Source organism: Lunatibacter salilacus, from assembly GCF_009797935.1.
In the GTDB taxonomy this organism is placed as follows: domain Bacteria; phylum Bacteroidota; class Bacteroidia; order Cytophagales; family Cyclobacteriaceae; genus Lunatibacter; species Lunatibacter salilacus.
The window spans coordinates 396,274-418,539 of record NZ_VOLC01000002.1; the positions used below are offsets into that span (position 1 = coordinate 396,274).

Sequence of the window (22,266 nt, forward strand, 5' to 3'; positions counted from 1 at the left end):
AAATCAGTCTGCAAAATTAGCCGTTTAAGACTAATTAACCAAACCTAGGCGGATTTATTTCACCTCAAATGCTTTATCACCAATCTCCAACCCATCTGCAAAAATACGCACGGTATGCATCCCTTTGGTGTAGTCAGATCCTTTCTCGTAGAAATACGTCAACCGCTGGAGGGAATTGTTGAACAAAATATCCTGTCTGGCAGTGTAAAACTCCTCCCGCCCATCCATGCTAAAAGTACCGGACCCCTTGGCTATATCAAAGATAACCTGATTATTTGGTGATAGAATTTGAACATAAATATCCCTAGTACCAAATGGAGCAACCGGATTATCCGCAAGCGTGAACGTTATTTTCAACTTTTCCTGTTGTCTGTTTCTGAATTCACCCTCTCTTTCTCTTCCTCTTGAATTTACAGCCGCAATCACAATATTTTCAGCCCTTAATTTTGCAGCAACATTTACCTTTTCTTCAAGTTCTTGAGTTTTCTGGCTTAATTTCACCACCTCTTCCTCTATTTCTGCTTTGGTAGACTTCAGCTCTGTATTCTCTGAAAATAACTGCTCGTTCATTGCCTTCAATTTGACAATATCCGCATCCTTTTCCTGCAACAATTTGCCGTAGCCATCTATGCGCTGATTTAATCTCGCTATTTCAGCTACCGACCTATTTCGATTGCTGTTCCGCTCAAGGATCAGTAGATCTTTTATGGAAATCAGCGAATCAATATCTCCACCAAGTTGCTTGATTTCATTGATTCTGATGTCAAGTTCGTAGGTGATAGAATCCAACCGCTGATTCAAATCCGTGTTTTCCTCCGACAAAATTAAAATTTCCTCGGTTTTTTGGACCTTTTCCTGATGGTCATAATATAGCTTTACCCCGCTTATGATCACAAGGATTAATAACACGATAATTAATATATTTTTTCCCTGTTCCTGTTTTTGCACAGCTTTCCCGGAATCTTCGTTCATCATATTTTTTCTTTTAAAATTGCTTTCTTATTGATATCAAACTTCTTAGCCTCAGATTTATTGCACAAAATTAACATCATCTAGGGACTTTTTTCAAGCATAAAGATCTAAATTTCAAGGCAATCCTAGATAGCAAAATTTAGACCAATTATTTCGGCGATTTATTGATCAGATTGGTTACTTACAAATCACGTCAAAACAAATAACCTAAACTGATGTGGGAGACAAAATTCTTCCTGTCATCTCCAGGTTGAAGTCTGTAAAGAGAGGCGTTCGGGTTTCTTTCCAAGACCCAATAATAATTCAACGTGTTCACGTACTGAAACCTAGTAGAAAGTAACAACTGACCAAATTTCCTATCCAACACCATAGAAGGCACTATGTCTACCCAGTACCGATCCCAGCCTTCAATATGCTCATATTGGAGATAGAACGAATCGTTGTTATTTGCTATACGCTCCATTTGGAAACCCAATCTGTTAAAATTATTCACCCAGCTTATCTCCAAAAAGGCGGAATTGCTTCCCGAGCCGTATCCATACCCTAGGTTTTGACCACGGTGAGTATAGCCATGCCGTACATGTGAATGGATGTACCAACTGTTTATATCGGTTATTGCTTTGCGGACCGTCTGCCCGGTTTGCGTGATCTCCCCGGTAACTTGGATGAACTGCTCCGGACCTGATAATGGCATCAATTTAACAAATCCCAGCGTAAAAGCGCGATACAGGTCTGGGTTAACAATAAATTCCCGGAAGGTCTTACTGTTGCCATTGGTCCCATACTCTCCGTAAAACTCCAATTTGCCCTTTACGCTAATCCATCGAAAAAAGCCTGCGCTTTGTTGTTGCCTTCTATTTATCACATGGTCGTCCAGGTAGGTGAAGTTTTTTCTCCCGTTGAAAATCGGTAAATAGTCCCCAAAACGATCCATATCGTTATGGTACATCTGTGACGTGCTACTATAGCCAAGCGAAAGGCCCGGGATCCAGACTGGCTGATACGTAAAAATAACACCTGCCAGATATCTCCAATCCATATCTCTTTTAGGCGCATACAGAAGGGAGTTTCTTATTCGAAGCGTAGCGTTTGGAGGTGGAAATCCGGAGTTTTGAAGTCTTCCCATCAAAAATTGGCCTTCAAAATTCCCTATTTTGGTTTCAATGGGTTTTTGGGTATTAACCGTAACATGTAAAAATCCGGAAGCATTAGTGCTCATCATCAACGAATTCCTTTTGGAAGGTCCCCACCACAAGTATTCATTGGAAATTCCTAGAGAGAGACCATTGTCCAATGTAAACCGGACACTACTGTTGCCCAAATAGGGATTAATTACTGTCCCCGTTCCAAAGCGTTCCGGTAAATCTATACGATTCAGGTATTCGTAATAGTCTCTCCAATTTCTACCTGATCCGGCAGGCATTCCCCTGTATGGTTTATTTTGTGCGGTTAGAAATTCGGGCTGAAACTGGAAACTAAACTTGCCATAAGACAGGTGAAAGCCACCACTGAGCACCGTCTGCACACCGCGGTTGGGTACCATAACGCCGTTATTTTGGCCGAATGAGTAGCCGGAATTATGTTGAATCCTGAAAATGACAGGTAATGGTTCCACCTTCAGCTTTTCATCGGGTACATTGGCGTTTTTATAGATAATCTGATTAAATAAAGAGTCAAAGCCTAACTCTTTCGACGCAACAAACGGTCGAACCATAAACGAATAACCATCCGAAATATCTCCGGTAAGTTGCTTCCTTCGTGCATAATCTTCCAAGAGAGGGGTAAACAGAGAAACAGACTGGGCTAACGCATTACCCGATCCGAGCAAACAGATAAAAAAAACAGCATAATATCGATATCGATTCATTGAGATTTGGTTATTGTTCGCCTGTTCTTCTAGAACGCTGATTTGAACATTACTCATTGTAGCTAAACTGTATGGTACTTCCCGCTTTCTTTGACATCAGAACAGATAAATAGTCTTAAGATTTCCCTGAAAATTTACCATGTCTTTTCCTTTGGGAACTAGGCGCGAATCTATAGGTTCCATTTGCCATTGATAGTTTAAGGAATTGACCAAAGTTAAATTTGAACTGATTAGAAGTTTATTGAATTTCCATTCAACAATAGTACCAAGAGCTAGGTCTACCCAGCGTTGCTCAGGAGTAAAATCGTTAAAGTCCTTAACAAACCTATCTTGGTATCTATTTAGTCTATCTAGTCGCAATCCGATTTTTTTTATTCCCTTCACCCATGACGTTTCCAAGGTCTGCACATTGCTCCCGGGTCCTATGCCCGGTCCGATCATCTGTCCTCTGTGGGTAAAACCATGAATGACCGGTGAGTGCCCACCCCAGTTAGTTCTTCCTGTAGTACCGGGGTATCTGGCCAAAATATTTATGGATTCTTGTTGATGAAACAATTCAAACCGGGTTTGAATATGCGCGCCATTGGAAACTGGGAATAACTTATTAAAACCAAACAGGAATGCACGGGCATGTTCCGGGTTAAGCAAAGCTCCCCGCCAAGTTGCCTCATGATCTCTGCGCCCATACTCAAAATAGAATTCAGCTTGACCTTCCGGAACTGCCCATCTGAAAAAAACAGTAGCTTGTTGATCTCTGCCTTCTGCATCTCTACCAAAACCACTTCTGACTTTTTGAAAAGGAGCGAAAATGGGGAAATAATCACTGAATGAATCCCCCCTCATAGAAATATATTGCTGAAATACACGGGAAACGCCCATCGATAGACCAGGCGTCCATTTGGGTTGGTAGGTTAAGATAAATGCATTGAGGTATCTATCTTCAAATCTGTACCTACTCGGATTAATAAATGAAACGTTGGTCCGAGATTCGGATCCTTTGAGATACCCAGCTATGACTTGCGTCTCAAAATACCCCAAAAATGTTTTGACTGGTTTTCTGGTATTAAGGGTCAAATGCTCAAACCCAAAAGCGTTATTGGAAAACAGCAACGCATTAAACTGTCCCGGACCCCACCAGATATTCTCCGTGGAATATCCCACTGAAAAAGGTCCCGCATTTAACCGCACACTACTTTGTCCCGGCAATAATTTTCTATATGGTCCATCCCCGAAGCGTTCTTCATATTCCGTATAAATGGATTTATTGATTCCAGGGTCGTAGAATTTATTCTGAGCCCAAATAAACTCTGGCTGAAACTTCACCTCCAATGGCCCTGCTTCCAAATACAGCCCCCCACTGGCAAAGGTCTGCCATCCTCTGTTGGGGATATGCTGGCTCGCTACAGGATAGGGATATCGGAGATTCCATTCAGTCTGTAAACTAAGCGGAAGTAACTGCATCCTGCCGTTACCCTTAAAAAATTGGACGCCCGGAAATGTAGGATTGGAAATGCTATCGTCTGAAATTTTGTTAATAGAATAGGCATCTTGCACATTGGTTATTTCTCTGGGATACACTGGGCGAACCAGAAAGGATACGTTAGGATCAATCTTTTCAAGGAGCTGTGACCTCCTTAAATATTCCTCCACCATGGGAAATCCCGCTGGTATTGACTGTCCCAAAACTGACACCGCACTGCCCATCACAACTAATAAGGCGATACATATTCTTACCATTTGTTTCTATTTGTATTACCTGAGGGTGGCCGCAAACCTTTTTTGCTTTGCAAATATAGTTAAAAGAAAAAAGCTTCACATACGTAGTGGGAAATTCAATAAGTGTAAAACGTTTTAATCGGCAGGATAGTACAAAATATGATGCTCCGGTTGTATCCCCGTTCTAAAAAATAGAACACCGCATTCAAAAAAATCCATCGTGGAAGTGACTCCCGGAAACTTTTTAAGCTCCGTCCAGGCCTTTTTCATTTCAGCTGACCAATGAATATCTCCTATCACCACCACACTTTTTTCGTGTAGGTATGGCCAAACCCATTTACAATATTGCATAGTCGCTCGATAGGTGTGGTGAGCGTCCAACTGTATAAAATCGATTCGGGGTTGGTCACACAAAAAATCGGGGAAGGTTTGATTGATATTTCCCTGGATGAAGGTGACATTCGGGAATGTGTTGAGATTATGTTTCGCAATTTTAAGCAGCGAGCAGTCTGCCTCAAAGGTATAGACAGTTCCTTTCGTTCTTGTTGCCAAATACCCTGTATTGATCCCCAATGATGTCCCCAATTCCACTACTGTTTCTGCTGGAGTCCTCATAACTATAAATTGGTAGAGTAAATTATAGGACAGGGCACTACATGCGTATTTGCAAATGGAGAATACGGATCTTTTTGAACCAACAGAAAAATTGGAGCCCGCTCCTTCGTCTTTAATATCCAAAATCCGGGTATCTTGGGCAAGGGTTTTGCGTGACTTTTCCAAAGATGGGTTGCCCTCTCGGTGTTGGCGAATATATACCATTAATTCCCGATAGAAAGTAGATGCAAATGGTGCTTGAAGACTGTGATGATCAGTTCTCTCCAAGAAATAAAGCAGGTATTCCTTGGCTATATAAATAGAAGCAGTCAGCTGTCTAATTGTCAAAGATTTCAGCAATTAGTTGAAATTCGGGGATGGTCACTTCTATTAGCTGTCCATCCATGACTCTTTCCATAAAATATTTTCCCCTCATCTTACCCAGCCCGGAGCGAAGGTTACATCCCGAAACGTACTGATGGAAACTACCGCTCTCCATGACTGGCTGCTGTCCCACAACACCGTCACCTTCCACAACTTTAGGTTGCTCTCCGGCATCATGGATTTCCCACTTTCTTCGAAGAAGTTGAACCGTAGCTGTACTTTCATTGGCTATAGTCACCTTATAAATAAAGACAAAGTGCTGCTGATGCGGACTGGAGAACTCCGCCTGATAGTTAGCTTCTACGGTGACTTTAATTCCATCTGTGATTGCAGTGACCATTTTTCCCTTGGATATCCAAAAACTTATTCGAAATTAACGGTTTAATTTCACAAAAACCAACCCCTTTATCTAAATGGAAGTGAAAATAGAAAATACCTGGAAGGAGGTACTTATGGATGAATTTGGACAACCCTACTTTGAGCAGCTTGTAGACTTTATTAAAAAAGAATATCAGACCAAAATCATCTATCCCTCCGCTAAGAATATTTTTCAGGCATTCTGGAAATGTCCCTTCGATAAGGTAAAGGTAGTTATTCTTGGACAGGACCCCTATCACGGCCCAAACCAAGCACATGGACTCTCCTTTTCGGTACAGGAAGGTATCCCCTTTCCTCCTTCCCTTTTAAATATATTTAAAGAACTTAAGTCAGACTTGGGTATTCCCATTCCTTCCCATGGCAACCTAGAGCGATGGGCTGGTCAGGGAGTCCTTCTTCTTAATGCCACCCTGACTGTAGAGGCTCAAAAGGCTGGGAGTCACCAAAATAAAGGTTGGGAATCTTTCACAGATGCTGCAATTAGGGTTTTGGCCTCAAAAAACACCGGATTGGTATTTATGCTTTGGGGAGCTTATGCCCAGAAAAAAGGGAGTTTTATCTCAGAAAATGACCACCTTAAATTACTGGCACCACATCCCAGCCCACTTTCGGCCCACAGGGGATTTTTGGGATGCAGGCATTTTAGTCAGGCTAATGCTTACCTTAAAGAAAAAGGCCTGGAAGAAATTAGGTGGTGAGAAAAACCCCCAAATAATAAACTATTTGGGGGTTTTGTTATTTATAGTGGGGAGGAGACCCTCACTCCGAAATTGTATTTTTCAAGCTAGTTGATAGACTTGAAAAATCTGTTCCAACGGATTTTATTAAGGAAATTTTTGTGTTTTTCAAGAGAAAGCCACAGGAACCAAGCTTTACCCACCACGTGGTCCTCCGGCACAAAACCCCAAAACCTGGAGTCCAGTGAATCGTGCCTGTTGTCACCCATCATGAAATAGTAATCTTGATTAAAGGTATAGGTAGTCACTTTCTGGCCATCGATAAACAACTGATTGGCATCGATGCTCACATTTTTATGCCCTTCAAACTTTTCGATAGTATAGGCATATTTTCGGAAATTATCTTCATCCAAATCAATTGTCCATCCCTTGGAGGGAATTTCCAACGGTCCAAAATGATCCTTGTTCCAGCCGTGATAGGCCCCGTCAGGAAAAATATTCCCGTCTCCCTGACCTGCTTTGCTTGTTCGTTTTTTGATCGAAGCTACGGCTGGATTAGCGGATAATTTATCCACCATTTCCTGTGTGGCAAAAACTAAATATCCGGAGTTGTCCGAAAATGGATAATAACTGTCCGGATTTATTCCAAACTGGTCAAAGAAATCCGCGTTCAATTGGCGGGATGTCAGTACGTCATAGGAGAATTGCATCTCCTTCGGATTCTCTGACGCTTGCCCGTTTATAAAAATTTGAGTGTCTTTGATTTCCAAAACATCACCAGGTACAGCAATGGCTCTTTTGATATAGTTGGTCTTAAGGTCAGTAGGGTGCCAATGTTCGTCCGGATAATTGAATACCACAATGTCGTTACGTTTGATGCTGGTAAAGCCAGGGAGGCGATAGTAAGGCAACTGAACGGCATCGGAATAGGAAGGAATATCTGTACCCCATATTTTTTGGTGGGTCAAGGGCATCTGAATGATCGTACGGGGGATTCTGGTTCCATAATGCATTTTACTGACAAATAGAAAATCCCCCACAAGCAGAGACTTCTCCATGGATGCGGTGGGTATGGTAAAGGGCTCCAGTAATAACCAACGGATCAAACTGGCCGCAATTACGGCAAACAACAAGGCATCTGCCCATTCTCTAATTGCTGACTTCTTCTTGGGTGTTTTACTCATTTTCTACGTGTTGGTTAGAGGGACAAAAAATCATCCATCGAATATATACCTTTTTTATCTTTTATCCATTCGGCTACCAAAACAGCCCCCTGTGCGAACCCTTTTCTACTGTGTGCGGTATGGCGGATTTCTATGTCGTCGATTTTCGATTCGTATTTGACAATATGTGTGCCAGGTGCGGGGTCAATTCGCTTAGAGGTGATGGGTAACATTCCTGCCCCTGTGGCGGCATCTGATTTCAATTCCCATCCTTCCAGTCTTTCCACATTTTCCAGAATACCTTCTGCCAACGTTATGACAGTGCCGCTAGGCGCATCTTTCTTTTCAGTATGGTGAATCTCTTCCAAACTGATCTCGTAGGAATATTGATCCTTCATCAGCTTACTGAGAAACTTATTCACTCTAAAAAAAATGTTTACGCCAACGCTATAATTGGAAGCATAAAAAAAAGTCCCGTCCAAGGCCTGGCAGGCAGCCTCTACCTCAGCTTTTCGTTCCAGCCAACCTGTGGTTCCACTGACAACCGGAATCTTTCGCTTTAGTGCCCACATGATGTTTTCCCATGCAGCTTCCGGTTGACTAAATTCTATAGCAACGTCGATGGACGAAGCATCCAATCTTTCGAGATCGCTTACGTTTTCTATGTTTATTTTCGCGGCTATATGATGTCCACGGGCTTCAGCGATTTCACTGATGATTTTACCCATTTTCCCATACCCTAATATCAATATATTCATCGGCTAAAATTTAATTTTTAATGATACTCCAAGTGCTGCATTAGAGGCAAGTAAAGGTTCCACTGACGGTTCTATCCTGAAAGTCAAGTCGTCACTGATATCAAATCCGGAAAGATGGGCATCCACAAAAGCATCCACCGCTCCCAGGGCATAAATCCCTGCAAAAACCAGGAACATTGAGTCCCTGTTTCTTCGCCAAAAGTTAACGTTGCGAATAATCCCATCTTGATTTAAGTTTGGAAAAGGGTTGGGCTCAGTTGACCCCGGCGTTCTAATAATGTCCAAAGCTACCAAAAACTGTTTATATCTACGGTTGTTGAATTCAAAAAAATAAATACTGGTAAGAATACCCCCATAAATCAACGGTACTTTCCATACCTTCTCGTTATATATTTGTCCCCCTCCGGGAAAAGCCAAGGCCATCAAGATTGCTTTGTTGGGATCCTTATACCCCGGAATCTTTTCTTCGTCTGAAAGCGCATCCTCAGTTTCGTCTATTGATCTATCCACTCGGACAGTATCACCCTCCTGCGCATAAATACAACCGCAGGTAAGCCATAAAACAAGTATGGTTGTACATGTCTTACTGAAATATGCCAAAGGCTGATAGGCTATCTTTTTCATAGAAAAAGTTGGAGTTGGGAAACTCCTATATCAATTCCAGGATTTCAAGTATGCGGTTAAGATCACTTGTGGAGTGAAATGGAATCTTGATTTCACCCTTGTCCTTGGCGTCAGCCTTAAGGGCTACCTTTGTTCCGAAATGGGAAGCAAGTTTTTGCTGAATTTTGTTTATTTCGTATTTCTTGACAGGATCTAGACGCTGTTTTACATCTTGATCTTCTTCCTCCTTCGGTGAGTTTAATATTTTTACGAGTGATTCAACTTTCCGTACACTTAGCTCCTCCTCAATGGTCTTGTTGAAGATTGCAAGTTGTTTGTCAACATCCTCGATATTAACCAGGGCTCTGGCATGCCCCATACTGATTTTTTGATCCCGTATACCCGCCTGAATATCCGGTGGTAATTTCAAAAGTCTTAAATAATTATTGACAGTAGTACGGTTTTTTCCTACCCTATCTCCCAATTGTTCCTGCTTCAGGTCACACTCACTGAGTAGACGTTGATAGGAATGGGCAATTTCTAATGCATTTAGGTTCTCCCTTTGAATGTTTTCGATAAGAGCCATTTCCAACATTTGTTGGTCATTCGCCGTACGGACATAAGCAGGAATACGGTCAAGCCCAGCTATTTTGGAGGCCTGAAACCTACGCTCGCCAGATATAAGTTGAAACTCCTTATCTGCAAGTTTTCTTACCGTAACGGGCTGGATAATTCCCTGAACCCGGATGGATTCAGCCAATTCGTTTAGGGAATCCTTATCAAAGTGTACCCTTGGTTGATAGGGATTGACTTGAATTTCGCTTAACTCTATCTCAAATATTCCTGCAACGGGGTGAACCACAGCCTCCCGTTCAGGTCGGTTGGTTGCGGGAGAATCCTGCAATAGTGCCCCAAGCCCCCTACCTAACGCGCCTCTTTTCTTTGTGGTTTTATTATCAGCCATATTATTGTGTTCAATTCACCTTTGCCATTCCGTTCTTGGCTGCTATTTCATTAGCTAAGTTTAAATAGGCAACGGCACCTTTTCCGGTAGCGTCAAACGCTACTACGGGCAGACCAAAACTCGGAGATTCACTTAATTTGATGTTTCGGGGAATGATGGTCTCAAACGTCATGTTTTTGAAGTGCATTCGTACTTCCTCTACGACCTGATTGGACAACCTAAGCCGCACATCATACATCGTCAGTAAAATACCCTCTATCTCCAGATGTTGATTTAATCTGGTCTGAATGATCTTAATCGTATTCAGCAGCTTACCGAGTCCCTCCAAAGCGAAATATTCACACTGCACAGGAATAATGACCGAATCCGCAGCGGTAAGCGCATTGATCGTGATAAGACCCAAAGAAGGAGAACAGTCAATGATTATAAAATCATAGTTTTGTTTTACAACAGCGATGACTTCACGCATTTTTTCTTCCCTATTTTCCAAGTTGACCATTTCTACCTCGGCACCGACCAAGTCAATATGGGATGGTACAAGGTGAAGGTTGTCAAACTCAGTTTCTATGATAATTTCCTGAACATCTATTTCATCTACCATACACTCATAGATGCTGGTGCTGATGCTTTTGGGATCAAATCCAAGCCCAGACGTTGTATTCGCCTGAGGATCTGCATCTATGACCAGTGTTTTAAACTCCAACACGGCCAAACTTGCAGCAAGATTCATGGCAGTGGTTGTTTTACCTACCCCACCCTTTTGATTAGCGATCGCAATTACTTTTCCCATTATTTTTTTCCAAGGGTAATACTTTTTCCAATTGTAAGCAACAGCAACTCTTTCCCGGCGGAACTTGCTGCTGCAAGAGCTGATTCTTTATCTATTTGAATGTAGGGAAAGGTGTCATAATGCATGCCAATAATCTTTTCCGTCCCCACAAAGTCAGCCGCTTTAAGTGCATCCCTGATTCCCATGGTAAAGTTATCGCCAATCGGCAATACGGCAAAATCTATGTCAAACTCCTCCCCTATGAGCTTCATGTCATAAGTCAGGGCCGTGTCACCGGCAAAATAAAAAGTCCCCTCTTCACTCTGAACAACAAAACCACCAGGATTTCCTCCCGACGATCCGTCCGGCAGCGTACTACTATGCACCGCGTTCACATATTTTATAGTTCCAAAATCAAAGGACTTCGATCCCCCATGATTCATTGGGTGGACTTTTTCAATTCCTTTTTTTTCGAACCAACTTATAATTTCAAAATTAGAAACCAGCATTGCATTACTTTGCTTGGCAATAGTTTCTACATCTGCTACATGGTCTTCGTGACCATGGGATACCAAGATATAATCCGGATTAATCGACGTTACATCAATTTGATCAGCCAGTTCATTGGGCTGGATAAAAGGGTCGACGAGAACTGTTTTGTCTTTGATCGTAAATAAAAACGTGGAATGCCCAAAATAGGTAATTTTAATCATGTCTTTATTTTTATTTTTTTCAACGAAATACAAATATATCATTAAAAACCGAACCATATGTATATAGTTTTCCACACTGAGATGTGGAAAACAACCAATGGGAGTCCTATAAAAACCAACGCCAGCCCACAAACTTTACTTAGATTATTCCAATCCAACCGATTCAAAAGAAAGAGGCATTGTTACCAATGCCTCTTTCCGTCTCATCAAATCATTGTTTTTTCTTCTTTTTGGAATCCGCACTTTTCATGGCTTCTTCCAATTTAACCTGAAATTTAGATTTCTTTTTATTGACATTTTTGAGCTTCGTCTCTTCTACTTTTGCCCTGATTTTTTCATCATCGACAAACTGCTTGATAAGGTATTGCTGACCGAAGGTCACCATATTGGACACAAAGTAATAGAAACTAAGTGCCGCAGGAAATGAGTTCAACACAAACATAAAGACCACCGGCATGATATATCCGATATTTTTCATGGGTCCCTGCGCTGTAGTCAGTTGGTTGTTGAAGTGGGTATAAGCGATTTGGGATACGGTCATCAACAAGGTGAACATACTCACATGTGATCCATAAAAAGGAATGGTAAACGGCAGCTTGAAAAAAGTGTCATAGGTGGACAAGTCATGTGCCCACAGGAATGATTCCTGTCGCAGCTCAATAGAGTTCGGGAAAAAGAAGAACATGGCTAGCAAAAATGGCATCTGCAACACCATTGGCAAACAACCCGAAATCGGACTAACCCCCAGCTGACCAAATAATTTCATCTGTTCCTGCTGCATTTTGGTAGCATCATCCCCGTATTTCTCCTTCAATTCATCTATTTCCGGCTTTATTACCCTCATTTTAGCCATGCCTATGTAGGACTTATAGGTAAGCGGCAAAAGAAAAAGCTTGATGATGAATACGATCAGGATGATTATGACCCCATAATTGCTGAAATAATCCTCCAAGAAATGGAAGAGATTTACAATTATATACTTATTCACCCAGCTCACAAAAAAGTACCCCATGTCCACATTTTTATCAAAATCCGGAGCAATCTTTCTTAGGATATTGTAATTGTTGGGCCCGAAATAATATTGCACAGAGCCGGAATCGCCCGCTAGCCCGAGTACCAAGGAAGCAGACATGCTTTTTTCAATGCTGTCGCTGGTTTCATCTGTGGATTGGGAAAGCGACGCTGTTGGAAAAAACTGATCTGAAATAATGCTTGATGTAAAAAACCGCTGCTTGAATGCCACCCAATGAAGAGGGGTACTAACCTGAACTTCATCTTCTGAGTTACCCGTAGTCAGGTAATCATAGTCGCCGTCGGCGGTATAATAATTCATATAGGTCTTTAACCTAGACTCTTTAAGATCTTCCTCCAGCCTTCTTAAATCTCCTTCCCAAAGAATACTTACCTGTTGGTTGCTCAACTGGTTAGAAAGGTTTTGAAATTGAATTTGATGATCAAGCAGGTATCCCGACTCTTGAAGCGTATAAGTCCGTATGACGGCTCCTGAACCTAACTGAGCGGTAAAGACAACCTGTTTTGCAGGTACTTCGTCGACAGTAAGTTCCTTTTGGGAAACTTCAAAATATAATTCGTTGATATCGATCAGTCCATTCTGTACGGGTATTTGATAAGAAATGGTGGAAAATTCCTCCTCAAGAAGCCTTAGCGGCTCCATTGCCCACGTTTTATATTCTTTTAATTCCACGGTTTTCAATTCTCCACCTTTGGTGGAGAAAACAACCTGAATATCTTGATTTTCCAACGTCACTTCCTGAGCAGAACCTTCTGCAGCATCGGCAAAAACTCCGAATTTCTGTCGAAGTTGCTCGTTCTGCACGCTGTCTGGTTCAGATTCAGTTGAATCGATTGATTCGGTCTCAGGAATTGTCTGAACAGCCTCCGTCTGTACGGGAGGAGCTTGTTCGGGAAGGGGTTCCGGACTACTCGCAAAGAAGAGCGAGTATACCAGGATTACTGCTGCGAAAAGCAATAGACCCGTCGCTTGATTTTTATCCATAATGTCAATTTTGCCCAATCATGTCGAAAAGGCCGTGAATGATTAATAGTAATTCTAATGCGTTAATTTTGATGTTTGTTCTCAATTGCGGCTTTTACAAACCGGATAAACAACGGGTGCGGTGCCAGGACCGTACTTTTATATTCCGGGTGAAACTGGGTGCCGACGAACCAAGGGTGGTCTGCTAATTCAATGATTTCTACCAATCCACTTTCCGGATTTTTGCCTGCCGCAATCATCCCATAGGATTCAAATTTCTCCAAGTATTCATTATTGAATTCATACCGGTGACGGTGACGTTCATGAATTTTGGATTTACCGTACGCGGTACTGGACTTGGTTCCCTTTTCCAATTCACAGATATATGAGCCCAACCGCATTGTTCCCCCGAGTTGGGTGATTCCCTTTTGCTGTTCCATCAGGAAAATTACGGGATTTTTAGTATCCGGGTTCATTTCTGTGGAACTCGCATCGTCCAATCCAATTACGTTTTGAGCAAATTCAATTACTGCAATCTGCATTCCCAAACAGATTCCGAAAAACGGGATCTTTTTTTGTCGGGCAAATTTAACGGCTTCTATCTTACCAACCAACCCCCGCTCACCAAAACCGGGGGCAACTAATATTCCATTCAATTCACCGAGTTTCTTTTCCACGTTTTCGGGATTGATCTCTTCCGACGAAATAAGCCTTAAATGAACCTTACATTCAAGCGATGCCCCCGCATGAATAAACGATTCAATAATGGATTTATAGGCATCAGGTAGGGAAATATATTTGCCAATCAAGCCTATTTCTACTTCCTGCGTTGGGTTTTTAAGTCTTCCCAGGAATTCTTTCCATTGCTCAAGTTCTGTGTTGGTCTTGGAGGTGAGTTTTAGTTTGCTCATCACCCTTTCGTCCAATTTCTCCTTTTTCATTAACAAAGGCACATCATAAATGGTGTCCGCATCCATGGCCTCTATTACGCAATTGAGCTGTACGTTACAGAATAGGGCGATTTTCTTCTTTACATCCTGAGGAAGGTGATGCTCTGTACGGCATACCAAGATATCGGGCTGTACTCCCGCTTCCAGCAATTGCTTAACAGAATGCTGGGTTGGCTTGGTTTTCAGTTCTTTGGCCGCCGCTAAATAAGGAATTAGTGTAAGGTGGATCACCAGGAAATTATTGGGGCCTAAATCCCACTTAGTCTGTCTGACAGCTTCAATAAAAGGCAAGGATTCTATATCGCCTACACAGCCCCCAATTTCAGTGATGATTACCTCATATTTATCTTCATTTCCAAGTTTGTAGAAATTTCGTTTTATTTCATCGGTTATATGGGGGACTACCTGTACGGTTTTTCCTAGATATTCCCCTTTTCTCTCTTTAGTTATTACATTGTTGTAAATTCTACCCGTAGTTACATTGTTGTCCTGGGACGTCGATGTATTCAAAAAACGCTCATAGTGCCCCAAGTCCAAATCCGTCTCTGCACCGTCTTCTGTGACATAGCATTCTCCGTGTTCATACGGATTCAAAGTGCCGGGGTCAATATTTAGGTAGGGATCAAATTTCTGAATAGTAACAGATATTCCTCGCGACTGTAATAATTTTGCCAAAGAAGCCGCGATTATACCCTTTCCCAATGAAGAAGTTACACCGCCGGTAATAAAAATATGTTTGGTTGAAGAGCCCATAAGAAGGGTTAAATGAAATTTTGTTTGTATTCTTATGGGGCCCAAAATTAGGTAAAATTATTGATTTTAAGAGTGGAATACGGATTTATATTTTGTCCACTAAACGCTTAGTGATTAAACTCCTGAATATTAACGGCATTTAGCCAGACCTCCCCGCCCTGCCTTACTTCTTGCGGTGGTATATTCCCGCATTTTTTATGGAATCTTGAGGTAATTTTCTACTTACGTGATCTTTAAAAAGCAAATTAAGTGGATGAAAAAGATTGCCAAAAAGTGTCCAGGGAATCGGATAATAAACATCCCTTCCCAACAGCAATTGGTAAATGTTTTTTGCGGCGTACCCTATATGGGTCCTGCTCTGGATTTTTTTCTCTCGGGGATGCTTTCCCGGGTGACTTCTTAGGTCCGCCAAATTTCCATCCAGATACGTGTGCATTTCCGATAACGTGGCTTCTGAGAACTTAGTTTTGGGCCTACCAACCCATGCAATGACGGAAACCAGTTCCTGCCAATAATCAGGTATCCACCTCCTATCTTTGTCATAAACCCTGGCAGGTCCCTTGGGATGCTCCGGCTTTCCCACAAAAAACACCTGAGGGTCCGAAAATTCCTTCCAGGCACTGGAGAGGTCTACCTGAGAGGCCTTGATATCATGCCAACCGCCACCCCAATAATGCCAAAGATAGGTCCGGACATAGTCTGATTGATGGACGGCACTTAGGTATTCAAAAGCTGGATGTATCGGACTCTCTTCTGTGGACAGGGTTAAAAAACTTTTCTTATTTACCAAAACGACAGGAACTCCCGCATAAGTAAGCAAATAATCGAGACTCAACTTGCGGGCCTCAGGCATACTGCCCTCAGACCAGTAACAAAAAAGCACTTGAGGAACACCGTTGCATATCTGCAGGTGCCGAATGGATTGAATGTCTGTAATTAAGTTGTTCATTTGATTTTTTGAGCAGTAAAAACATACCGCCAAACGTAATTTAAATTTACTTTACAATAAGATTAAGAAGTCTTTTTTAAGCGTGGAAAGGAATTAGTCAATCATCAATGCAACCGAATCCGCTTTAGTTCTAACTTTCAACCAATTCCTAAGGCGATCTGTTTCACTTTTGGAGGGAACTCTGGTGAAAGTTGCAAAAGCTATCAATACCGTATCGCGCCTGTCTTCCTTCAAATTAGCAATCAACGATCTACTTACAGAAAAGGATTCCAACAAATTGTGGTTGATTTTTGCCTCATTTGCCAAATCCACCGTCATCTTGTTGGTTTCTACATATTGGGATATTTCTCTTTCCAAAAAAAAGATTTTTTCATCTTTATTTTGAATTAAAGTTTCGTTTCGTTCATACAAATCCTTGAGGACGTCCGACCTGAGCATATTTATGTCCATACCATTGTCCCCACTTTGTTTGATTGACAAATAGGTATTGCTAAGGCTAAAAGCACCTGTTCTTTTTTGCAATATTGCCAGTTCCTCATCGCTGATCCGCTCCCCCACCATGGCTATTTCAATGATGCTACTATCGGGCTCATAGATAAACTTTGAACTAATTATCTGGGTTCTAGGAAATTCAAACTCAGTGCTTACGAAGCTAGAAGCAGATTTTTCCCAAATCGTTCGCTTTACAATATTATATGCTAGGTAAATACTCGGCACTACCGTCAAGAGAGTAAAAAGTGTAATGTAATTCCGAACTGTTTTCTCCCGTTTGGAGTCCATAAACTCCTTTTTGGGAAAACTCATAAACCGAACGATTAAGTAGGTTGAGAGGCTTATAAAAACGGAATTGATAAAAAACAAATAAAAGGCTCCCAGAAAATAATATAAATTCCAAGTGGCGATTCCATATCCTGCCGTACATAAAGGAGGCATAAGTGCAGTTGCAATGGCTACTCCGGGTATGGCATTGCTTTTCTCCTTTCTAGAACCGGCTATAATTCCAGCCAATCCCCCGAAAAGTGCGATCAATACATCCCAAATAGTAGGCTCCGTACGTGCCAATAATTCCGATTCGGCATCGCTGAGTGGGGTAAAAGAAAAATAAAGCGTTGATGTCATGATACTGATAACCACCGCTATCCCCAGGTTCTTTAGCGATTTTTGGAGCAGTTCGAAATCGTTAATCCCGGCCGCCATGCCAATTCCCATGATTGGGCCCATAAGTGGAGATATTAACATGGCTCCAATAATGACTGCTGTGGAATTAACATTTAGTCCCACCGAGGCGACCAGAATGGCAAATATCAAGATCCAGAGATTGGCCCCCCGGAATTCCACGTTTTTCCTTACATATTCGATGGTCTCCATTTCATCCTCTTTGCCCTCATGGAGATCAAATCGATCTTTGATGAAGTAAAGAAAGGTTGCAAACCGCTCTGTTATCCAATTTACATTTTTGTTTTCAGGAACCATAAGCTTCAAAGTTTCGCAATTTCAAAAGTAAGTAAAAATAAAATTCCAAGGCTATCAACCCGCCCAGAATGTAATCATCGCAAGCAAATTTCCTTTATGTGATAATTATTACATCTTGGATGGAAAGATACTCCTAAATTCGAAAATATATAAAGTAAATTCAACCCAATATATACCATGACACATTATCAAATCGTAATTATCGGTGGTGGGACAGGAGGAATAATGGTTGCTGCCCAATTGAAACGGGCCGATACTGCCCTAAAAATAGCGGTTATAGAACCATCTTCCGAACACTATTATCAGCCAGCATGGACGCTAGTAGGAGCCGGTACCTACGACATGAAAAAAACCGTCCGCAAAGAGGGACAATTTATCCCGAAAGGGGTGACGTGGATCCAAGATGCCGCTACTAAAATCGATCCAACATCCAACACTGTTGGTACCAGCCATTCAGGTGACATTTCCTATGAATATTTGGTGGTAGCCCCAGGATTGGTCATGGACTTGGATGGAATCCCTGGCTTAAGGGATAGCCTTGGTAAAGATGGTGTATGTTCAAACTATACAGATCCAGAATATACTTGGGAGGTGCTTCAAAATTTTAAGGGGGGGAATGCTGTCTTTACCCAGCCAAATACGCCAATAAAATGTGGGGGTGCACCACAAAAAATCATGTATCTGGCAGAAGATTTTTTTAGAAAGCAAGGGCTTCGAGAAAAGACAAATGTAATATTTGCTACTCCTGGATCGGTGATATTTGGGGTGCCTGATTTTGCCAAAACGCTCAACAAAATCATACAAGAGCGGGATATATTTTTCAAACCTTTTTACAATCCAACGAAAATTGATCCTATCAATAAGAAAGTACACTTTACTTATTCTCAAGCCGGTGTAAATAGTTGTATAGGGACAGAAGACAGCAAGATAAACGAGACTATTTCCGGGGAAACGGAAATCATTATGCCCTATGACATGCTTCACTTGGCACCTCCCCAAAAAGCTCCGGATTTCATTCGAAACTCACCCATTGTTCATCAAGAGGGACCTTCAAAAGGATGGGTAAAAACAGATATCCACTCTTTACAACACGAGGATTTTCCGAATATATTTGCACTAGGCGATGTAGCAGCCCTTCCTACAGCAAAAACTGGAGCTGCTATCAGGAAACAGGCCCCGGTGGTCGTGGCAAATCTTCTCCATATGATTAAAGAAGGATCACTTTCTTCATTAAGCTATGAGGGATATTCTTCCTGTCCATTGGTTACCGGATATGGTAAAATGGTCTTAGCAGAATTTAAATATAATAATGTACGGGACAGTGACCCTATTTTAAGCAAACTGATGGATACCAGTAAAGAACAGTATGCCCTTTGGTTGCTCAAAAAATACGGACTCCCTTATTTATATTGGAACAAAATGCTACGCGGAAAGATGTAGTTGGAACTCTCCAACCTTACCAAATAAATGATACACAAGAAAATAATCCACTCGAGAAAAGCAGGGTGGATTATGCTTTTTGTAAGTTCCTTATGACATCTGTCATATTTTTAATAGATTTTTAGCAAGGATTTTTCAAATTTGAATACGTAACTTTGAGTTTAACCTATCAAATTAACTTGTTATGGATTTTTCTCTTAAAGATTACGGCATCGATGTTTCTACGATATTGCGCAATTCCCAAACTGCTGTGCTATACGAATCTGCCCTAAAACTTGAAAAAGGGTCTGCAATTTCCAGCACCGGAGCCTTGCTGGTGTATTCGGGCAAACGTACTGGTAGAAGTCCAAAGGATAAGCGGGTAGTTAGGCAAGAAAATTCAGAACAGAACATTGATTGGGGTGCTGTAAATCAAGAAATGGACGAGCATACCTTTATGGTAAATCGTGAACGGGCAATTGATTATTTTAATACCCGTGAGGTTTTATATGTGGTAGACGCATTTGCTGGATGGGACCCTAACTATAGGCTCAAGATACGAATCATTTGCACTAGAGCCTACCATGCCCTTTTCATGCAAAACATGCTAATTATGCCCACAGAGGAAGAATTGGCGGATTTTGGGGAACCTGATTATGTAATATTCAACGGAGGTGCGTTTCCGGCTAATTCATTTACGACGACCATGACCTCTAAAACAAGCATCGGCCTTAGCTTGGAACGCAAAGAAATGGTTATCCTCGGAACTGAATATGCAGGTGAAATGAAAAAGGGAATTTTTTCTGTAATGAACTATCTTATGCCCTTGGAGAACGTCTTGCCCATGCACTGCTCGGCTAATGTGGGTGAGTCTGGTGATGTCACCGTTTTATTCGGACTTTCCGGAACAGGAAAAACCACTCTCAGTGCAGACCCAAACCGTAAACTAATAGGAGACGATGAACATTGCTGGAATGGAGAGGGAGTCTTTAATATAGAGGGGGGCTGCTATGCAAAAGCTATCGATCTGAGCGAGGAGCACGAGCCGGACATCTTTCGAGCAATTCGTTTTGGTACCGTTTTGGAAAATGTCGTTTATGATCCTAAAACCCGCATAGTTGATTATTCTGATACCCGAATCACTCAAAACACCAGGGCATCCTATCCAATAGAGTTTATTGACAACACCCAAATACCCTGCATGGCTGGCCATCCCAAGAACATCATCCTATTGACCTGCGACGCGTTTGGCGTTCTTCCTCCTGTAAGCAAACTTACTCCAGAGCAGGCAAGCTATCATTTTATTGCAGGCTACACGGCAAAAGTTGCAGGAACTGAAATGGGGGTTAAAGAGCCATCAGCCACTTTTAGTGCGTGTTTCGGTGCCGCATTTATGATGTGGCACCCCAACAAATATGCTACACTGCTTGAAAAAAAGATGAAAGAACATGGTACTACTGCCTGGCTAGTGAATACCGGTTGGAGTGGTGGGGATTATGGGGTTGGGTCACGAATTAAACTGAAGTTTACCCGAGCAATAATCGACGCTATACATCAAGGCAGTTTCGAAGGTGTGGCCTTTCAAAAAGAGGAAAACTTTGGGCTTGAAATTCCATTGACCTGTCCTAATGTGCCCTCAGAAATATTGATTCCTGAAAATACTTGGGAAGATAAAGAAAAGTTCAAGACCATTAAATCAAAATTGGTAAAACTCTTTATCGATAATTTCAAACAATTCGAAAGCAAAGTCAGCCCTGAAATTGCTGAAGCCGGACCTAAAATAACATAGTATCAATTTGGGTCTTACGAATTGCCAAAAGCTGAAAGAGTCTTTTGTTTCTCTTTTAGCTTTTTGGAAATAGAATTGCACTAGTCGATACAAGCTGGGTTTACTGGAGTCAAAATCTTCCTGCTCCCCTCAAAATCTATTAATAAACACGCTTATACCCTATTTCAGTTTATCTAAGAAAAAGCATTAAACGAAATCGTGAATTTCACTCCATGACCCAGCTTACTCTCGACAGCAATTTTCCCTCCCAACGAAGTGATGTGGTTGTGGATCAAATACAAGCCTATGCCTTTACTGTCAGCATGGTCATGGAATTTTTGCTGAAAGCCAAATATTTTGTCACCAACTTTTTCCATATCGAACCCCTGTCCCTCATCAGCAAATATCAATTGATTAATACCGTTTTCATGTCGTGAGGTTATGCTAATTCTAGCATAATCGTTTGTTTTGGCATATTTTATTGAATTGGTGAGTAAATTGAGAAAAATACTTTCCAGAAATGGTCCATTAAACCTGACTGAAGTTAACTCAGAGAAATCTGTTTTGATATCGGCTTTGGAATATTCAATAAGTGAACTGAGAGACAACTTAACTTTATTAAACACGTGCTCCAAATCCAACAGGTCAACCTTGGTTTGTACAAGCTCTTTTTGCCCCAATACATCTACATATGCATCCAGCGTTGCCTTCATTCCATCGGTGGATAGCTTCAACATGCTAATTAGCTCCAAAGTCTCGGGGTCTTGCAGGGAAGAGAGATCCAATATCTCAAATAGTGCCAATAGGTTGTTCACCGGAGCTCGGAGATCGTGAGACGTAGTGATAGTAAGATCTTTGAGTTCCTTATTTGCTTTTGTTAGAGAAGCAAGAAGGGCATTTCTATCATCTTCCAGTCGTTTTTTGGCAGTAATGTTTTTTGCAATGGCATAGATATGCCCTTCTTCCTTTGCAAGTATAGAAGTCCAGGAAAGCCAGTAAACCTCGCCTTTTTTACTTAAATATCTATTTTCAAAATTCAAAAGGGGACTTCCTGTGATAACATTTTCTCGACTTTTATTGGTTTTATCAAAATCTTCCCTGAAGACAAAAGAACTGATGGGCCTGCTGTATAATTCTTCTTTCGAATATCCCATCAGTTTAAAAAAAGCCGGATTTACCTTCCTAAAATACCCATCATATCCAGCAATGCAAAGCATATCGGGAGATAGATCGAAAAACAAACCCATGTTAAATGCAGAGTCACTCATGATCGGCAGATCAATAGAAATATTTTTCATATGCTGTTATATACTCTTTAAACGTATAAAAATCATATTGGAAAAATCAGCCTATCGCTGTTAAAAACAGGCCAAATTCACGAAGGCAAATTACTAAACAAT

19 protein-coding genes are annotated in these 22,266 nt (G+C 41.4%); 3 read left to right on the plus strand and 16 right to left on the minus strand.

Annotated elements, in window-relative coordinates; genetic code table 11:
* Positions 1 to 54 precede the first annotated feature (54 nt).
* The 5 genes from FQ608_RS04360 to apaG form a co-directional block, all read right to left on the minus strand.
* Positions 55 to 972, minus strand: a complete 918-nt coding sequence (locus tag FQ608_RS04360) for a hypothetical protein (RefSeq protein WP_158856733.1) — start codon at positions 970 to 972, stop codon at positions 55 to 57.
* A 193-nt stretch (positions 973 to 1,165) separates the two neighbouring features.
* Positions 1,166 to 2,839, minus strand: coding sequence for a capsule assembly Wzi family protein (locus FQ608_RS04365; RefSeq protein ID WP_158856572.1), 1,674 nt, complete (start codon positions 2,837 to 2,839; stop codon positions 1,166 to 1,168).
* 96 nt (positions 2,840 to 2,935) lie between these two features.
* A complete protein-coding gene (locus FQ608_RS04370) occupies positions 2,936 to 4,576 on the minus strand; it encodes a capsule assembly Wzi family protein (RefSeq protein WP_158856573.1) in 1,641 nt (546 codons plus the stop codon).
* Between the two features lie 114 nt (positions 4,577 to 4,690).
* Positions 4,691 to 5,497, minus strand: coding sequence for an O-methyltransferase (locus FQ608_RS04375; RefSeq protein ID WP_158856574.1), 807 nt, complete (start codon positions 5,495 to 5,497; stop codon positions 4,691 to 4,693).
* Positions 5,487 to 5,873 carry a Co2+/Mg2+ efflux protein ApaG gene (apaG, locus tag FQ608_RS04380; protein WP_158856575.1) on the minus strand — a complete coding sequence of 129 codons (387 nt, stop codon included), beginning with the start codon at positions 5,871 to 5,873 and terminating at the stop codon, positions 5,487 to 5,489. Before apaG ends, FQ608_RS04375 begins: the two co-directional genes overlap by 11 nt.
* Before the next feature lie 73 nt (positions 5,874 to 5,946).
* Here apaG and ung point away from each other — a divergent pair, with 73 nt between their 5' ends.
* Positions 5,947 to 6,609: a uracil-DNA glycosylase gene (gene ung, locus FQ608_RS04385; protein ID WP_158856576.1), complete on the plus strand. Its 663-nt coding sequence runs from the start codon at positions 5,947 to 5,949 to the stop codon at positions 6,607 to 6,609.
* Between the two features lie 86 nt (positions 6,610 to 6,695).
* On the opposite strand, the gene lepB is transcribed toward ung, so the two are convergent.
* The 10 genes from lepB to FQ608_RS04435 form a co-directional block, all read right to left on the minus strand.
* The gene (gene lepB / locus FQ608_RS04390) at positions 6,696 to 7,772 is read right to left on the minus strand and encodes a signal peptidase I (protein WP_158856577.1); all 1,077 of its coding nucleotides are present in this window, start codon (positions 7,770 to 7,772) and stop codon (positions 6,696 to 6,698) included.
* Between the two features lie 14 nt (positions 7,773 to 7,786).
* On the minus strand, positions 7,787 to 8,509 hold the full coding sequence (gene dapB / locus FQ608_RS04395; RefSeq protein WP_158856578.1) for a 4-hydroxy-tetrahydrodipicolinate reductase: 723 nt from the start codon (positions 8,507 to 8,509) through the stop codon (positions 7,787 to 7,789).
* A gap of 3 nt (positions 8,510 to 8,512) precedes the next feature.
* Positions 8,513 to 9,133: a DUF5683 domain-containing protein gene (locus tag FQ608_RS04400; RefSeq protein WP_234364063.1), complete on the minus strand. Its 621-nt coding sequence runs from the start codon at positions 9,131 to 9,133 to the stop codon at positions 8,513 to 8,515.
* Positions 9,134 to 9,158: 25 nt separating this feature from the next.
* Positions 9,159 to 10,076, minus strand: coding sequence for a ParB/RepB/Spo0J family partition protein (locus FQ608_RS04405; RefSeq protein WP_158856579.1), 918 nt, complete (start codon positions 10,074 to 10,076; stop codon positions 9,159 to 9,161).
* A 10-nt stretch (positions 10,077 to 10,086) separates the two neighbouring features.
* Positions 10,087 to 10,866 (minus strand): ParA family protein, encoded by a 780-nt coding sequence (locus FQ608_RS04410; protein ID WP_158856580.1) that lies wholly within the window; start codon positions 10,864 to 10,866, stop codon positions 10,087 to 10,089.
* Positions 10,866 to 11,558 carry a metal-dependent hydrolase gene (locus tag FQ608_RS04415; protein WP_158856581.1) on the minus strand — a complete coding sequence of 231 codons (693 nt, stop codon included), beginning with the start codon at positions 11,556 to 11,558 and terminating at the stop codon, positions 10,866 to 10,868. Before FQ608_RS04415 ends, FQ608_RS04410 begins: the two co-directional genes overlap by 1 nt.
* Positions 11,559 to 11,769: 211 nt before the next feature.
* The gene (yidC, locus tag FQ608_RS04420) at positions 11,770 to 13,575 is read right to left on the minus strand and encodes a membrane protein insertase YidC (protein WP_158856582.1); all 1,806 of its coding nucleotides are present in this window, start codon (positions 13,573 to 13,575) and stop codon (positions 11,770 to 11,772) included.
* Positions 13,576 to 13,637: 62 nt separating this feature from the next.
* Positions 13,638 to 15,257: a CTP synthase gene (locus FQ608_RS04425; protein ID WP_158856583.1), complete on the minus strand. Its 1,620-nt coding sequence runs from the start codon at positions 15,255 to 15,257 to the stop codon at positions 13,638 to 13,640.
* 163 nt (positions 15,258 to 15,420) lie between these two features.
* Entirely contained in the window at positions 15,421 to 16,206 is a 786-nt protein-coding gene (locus FQ608_RS04430) for a hypothetical protein (protein ID WP_158856584.1), read from the minus strand.
* 93 nt (positions 16,207 to 16,299) lie between these two features.
* Positions 16,300 to 17,679, minus strand: coding sequence for a TIGR00341 family protein (locus tag FQ608_RS04435; protein WP_158856585.1), 1,380 nt, complete (start codon positions 17,677 to 17,679; stop codon positions 16,300 to 16,302).
* A gap of 177 nt (positions 17,680 to 17,856) precedes the next feature.
* On the opposite strand from FQ608_RS04435, the gene FQ608_RS04440 reads away from it, so the two are divergent.
* On the plus strand, positions 17,857 to 19,119 hold the full coding sequence (locus tag FQ608_RS04440; protein WP_158856586.1) for an NAD(P)/FAD-dependent oxidoreductase: 1,263 nt from the start codon (positions 17,857 to 17,859) through the stop codon (positions 19,117 to 19,119).
* 184 nt (positions 19,120 to 19,303) lie between these two features.
* Positions 19,304 to 20,887 carry a phosphoenolpyruvate carboxykinase (ATP) gene (gene pckA / locus FQ608_RS04445; RefSeq protein WP_158856587.1) on the plus strand — a complete coding sequence of 528 codons (1,584 nt, stop codon included), beginning with the start codon at positions 19,304 to 19,306 and terminating at the stop codon, positions 20,885 to 20,887.
* Between the two features lie 173 nt (positions 20,888 to 21,060).
* Here the strand turns inward: pckA and FQ608_RS04450 are convergent, their stop codons facing one another.
* Positions 21,061 to 22,164: a PAS domain-containing sensor histidine kinase gene (locus FQ608_RS04450; protein ID WP_234364064.1), complete on the minus strand. Its 1,104-nt coding sequence runs from the start codon at positions 22,162 to 22,164 to the stop codon at positions 21,061 to 21,063.
* Positions 22,165 to 22,266 lie beyond the last annotated feature (102 nt).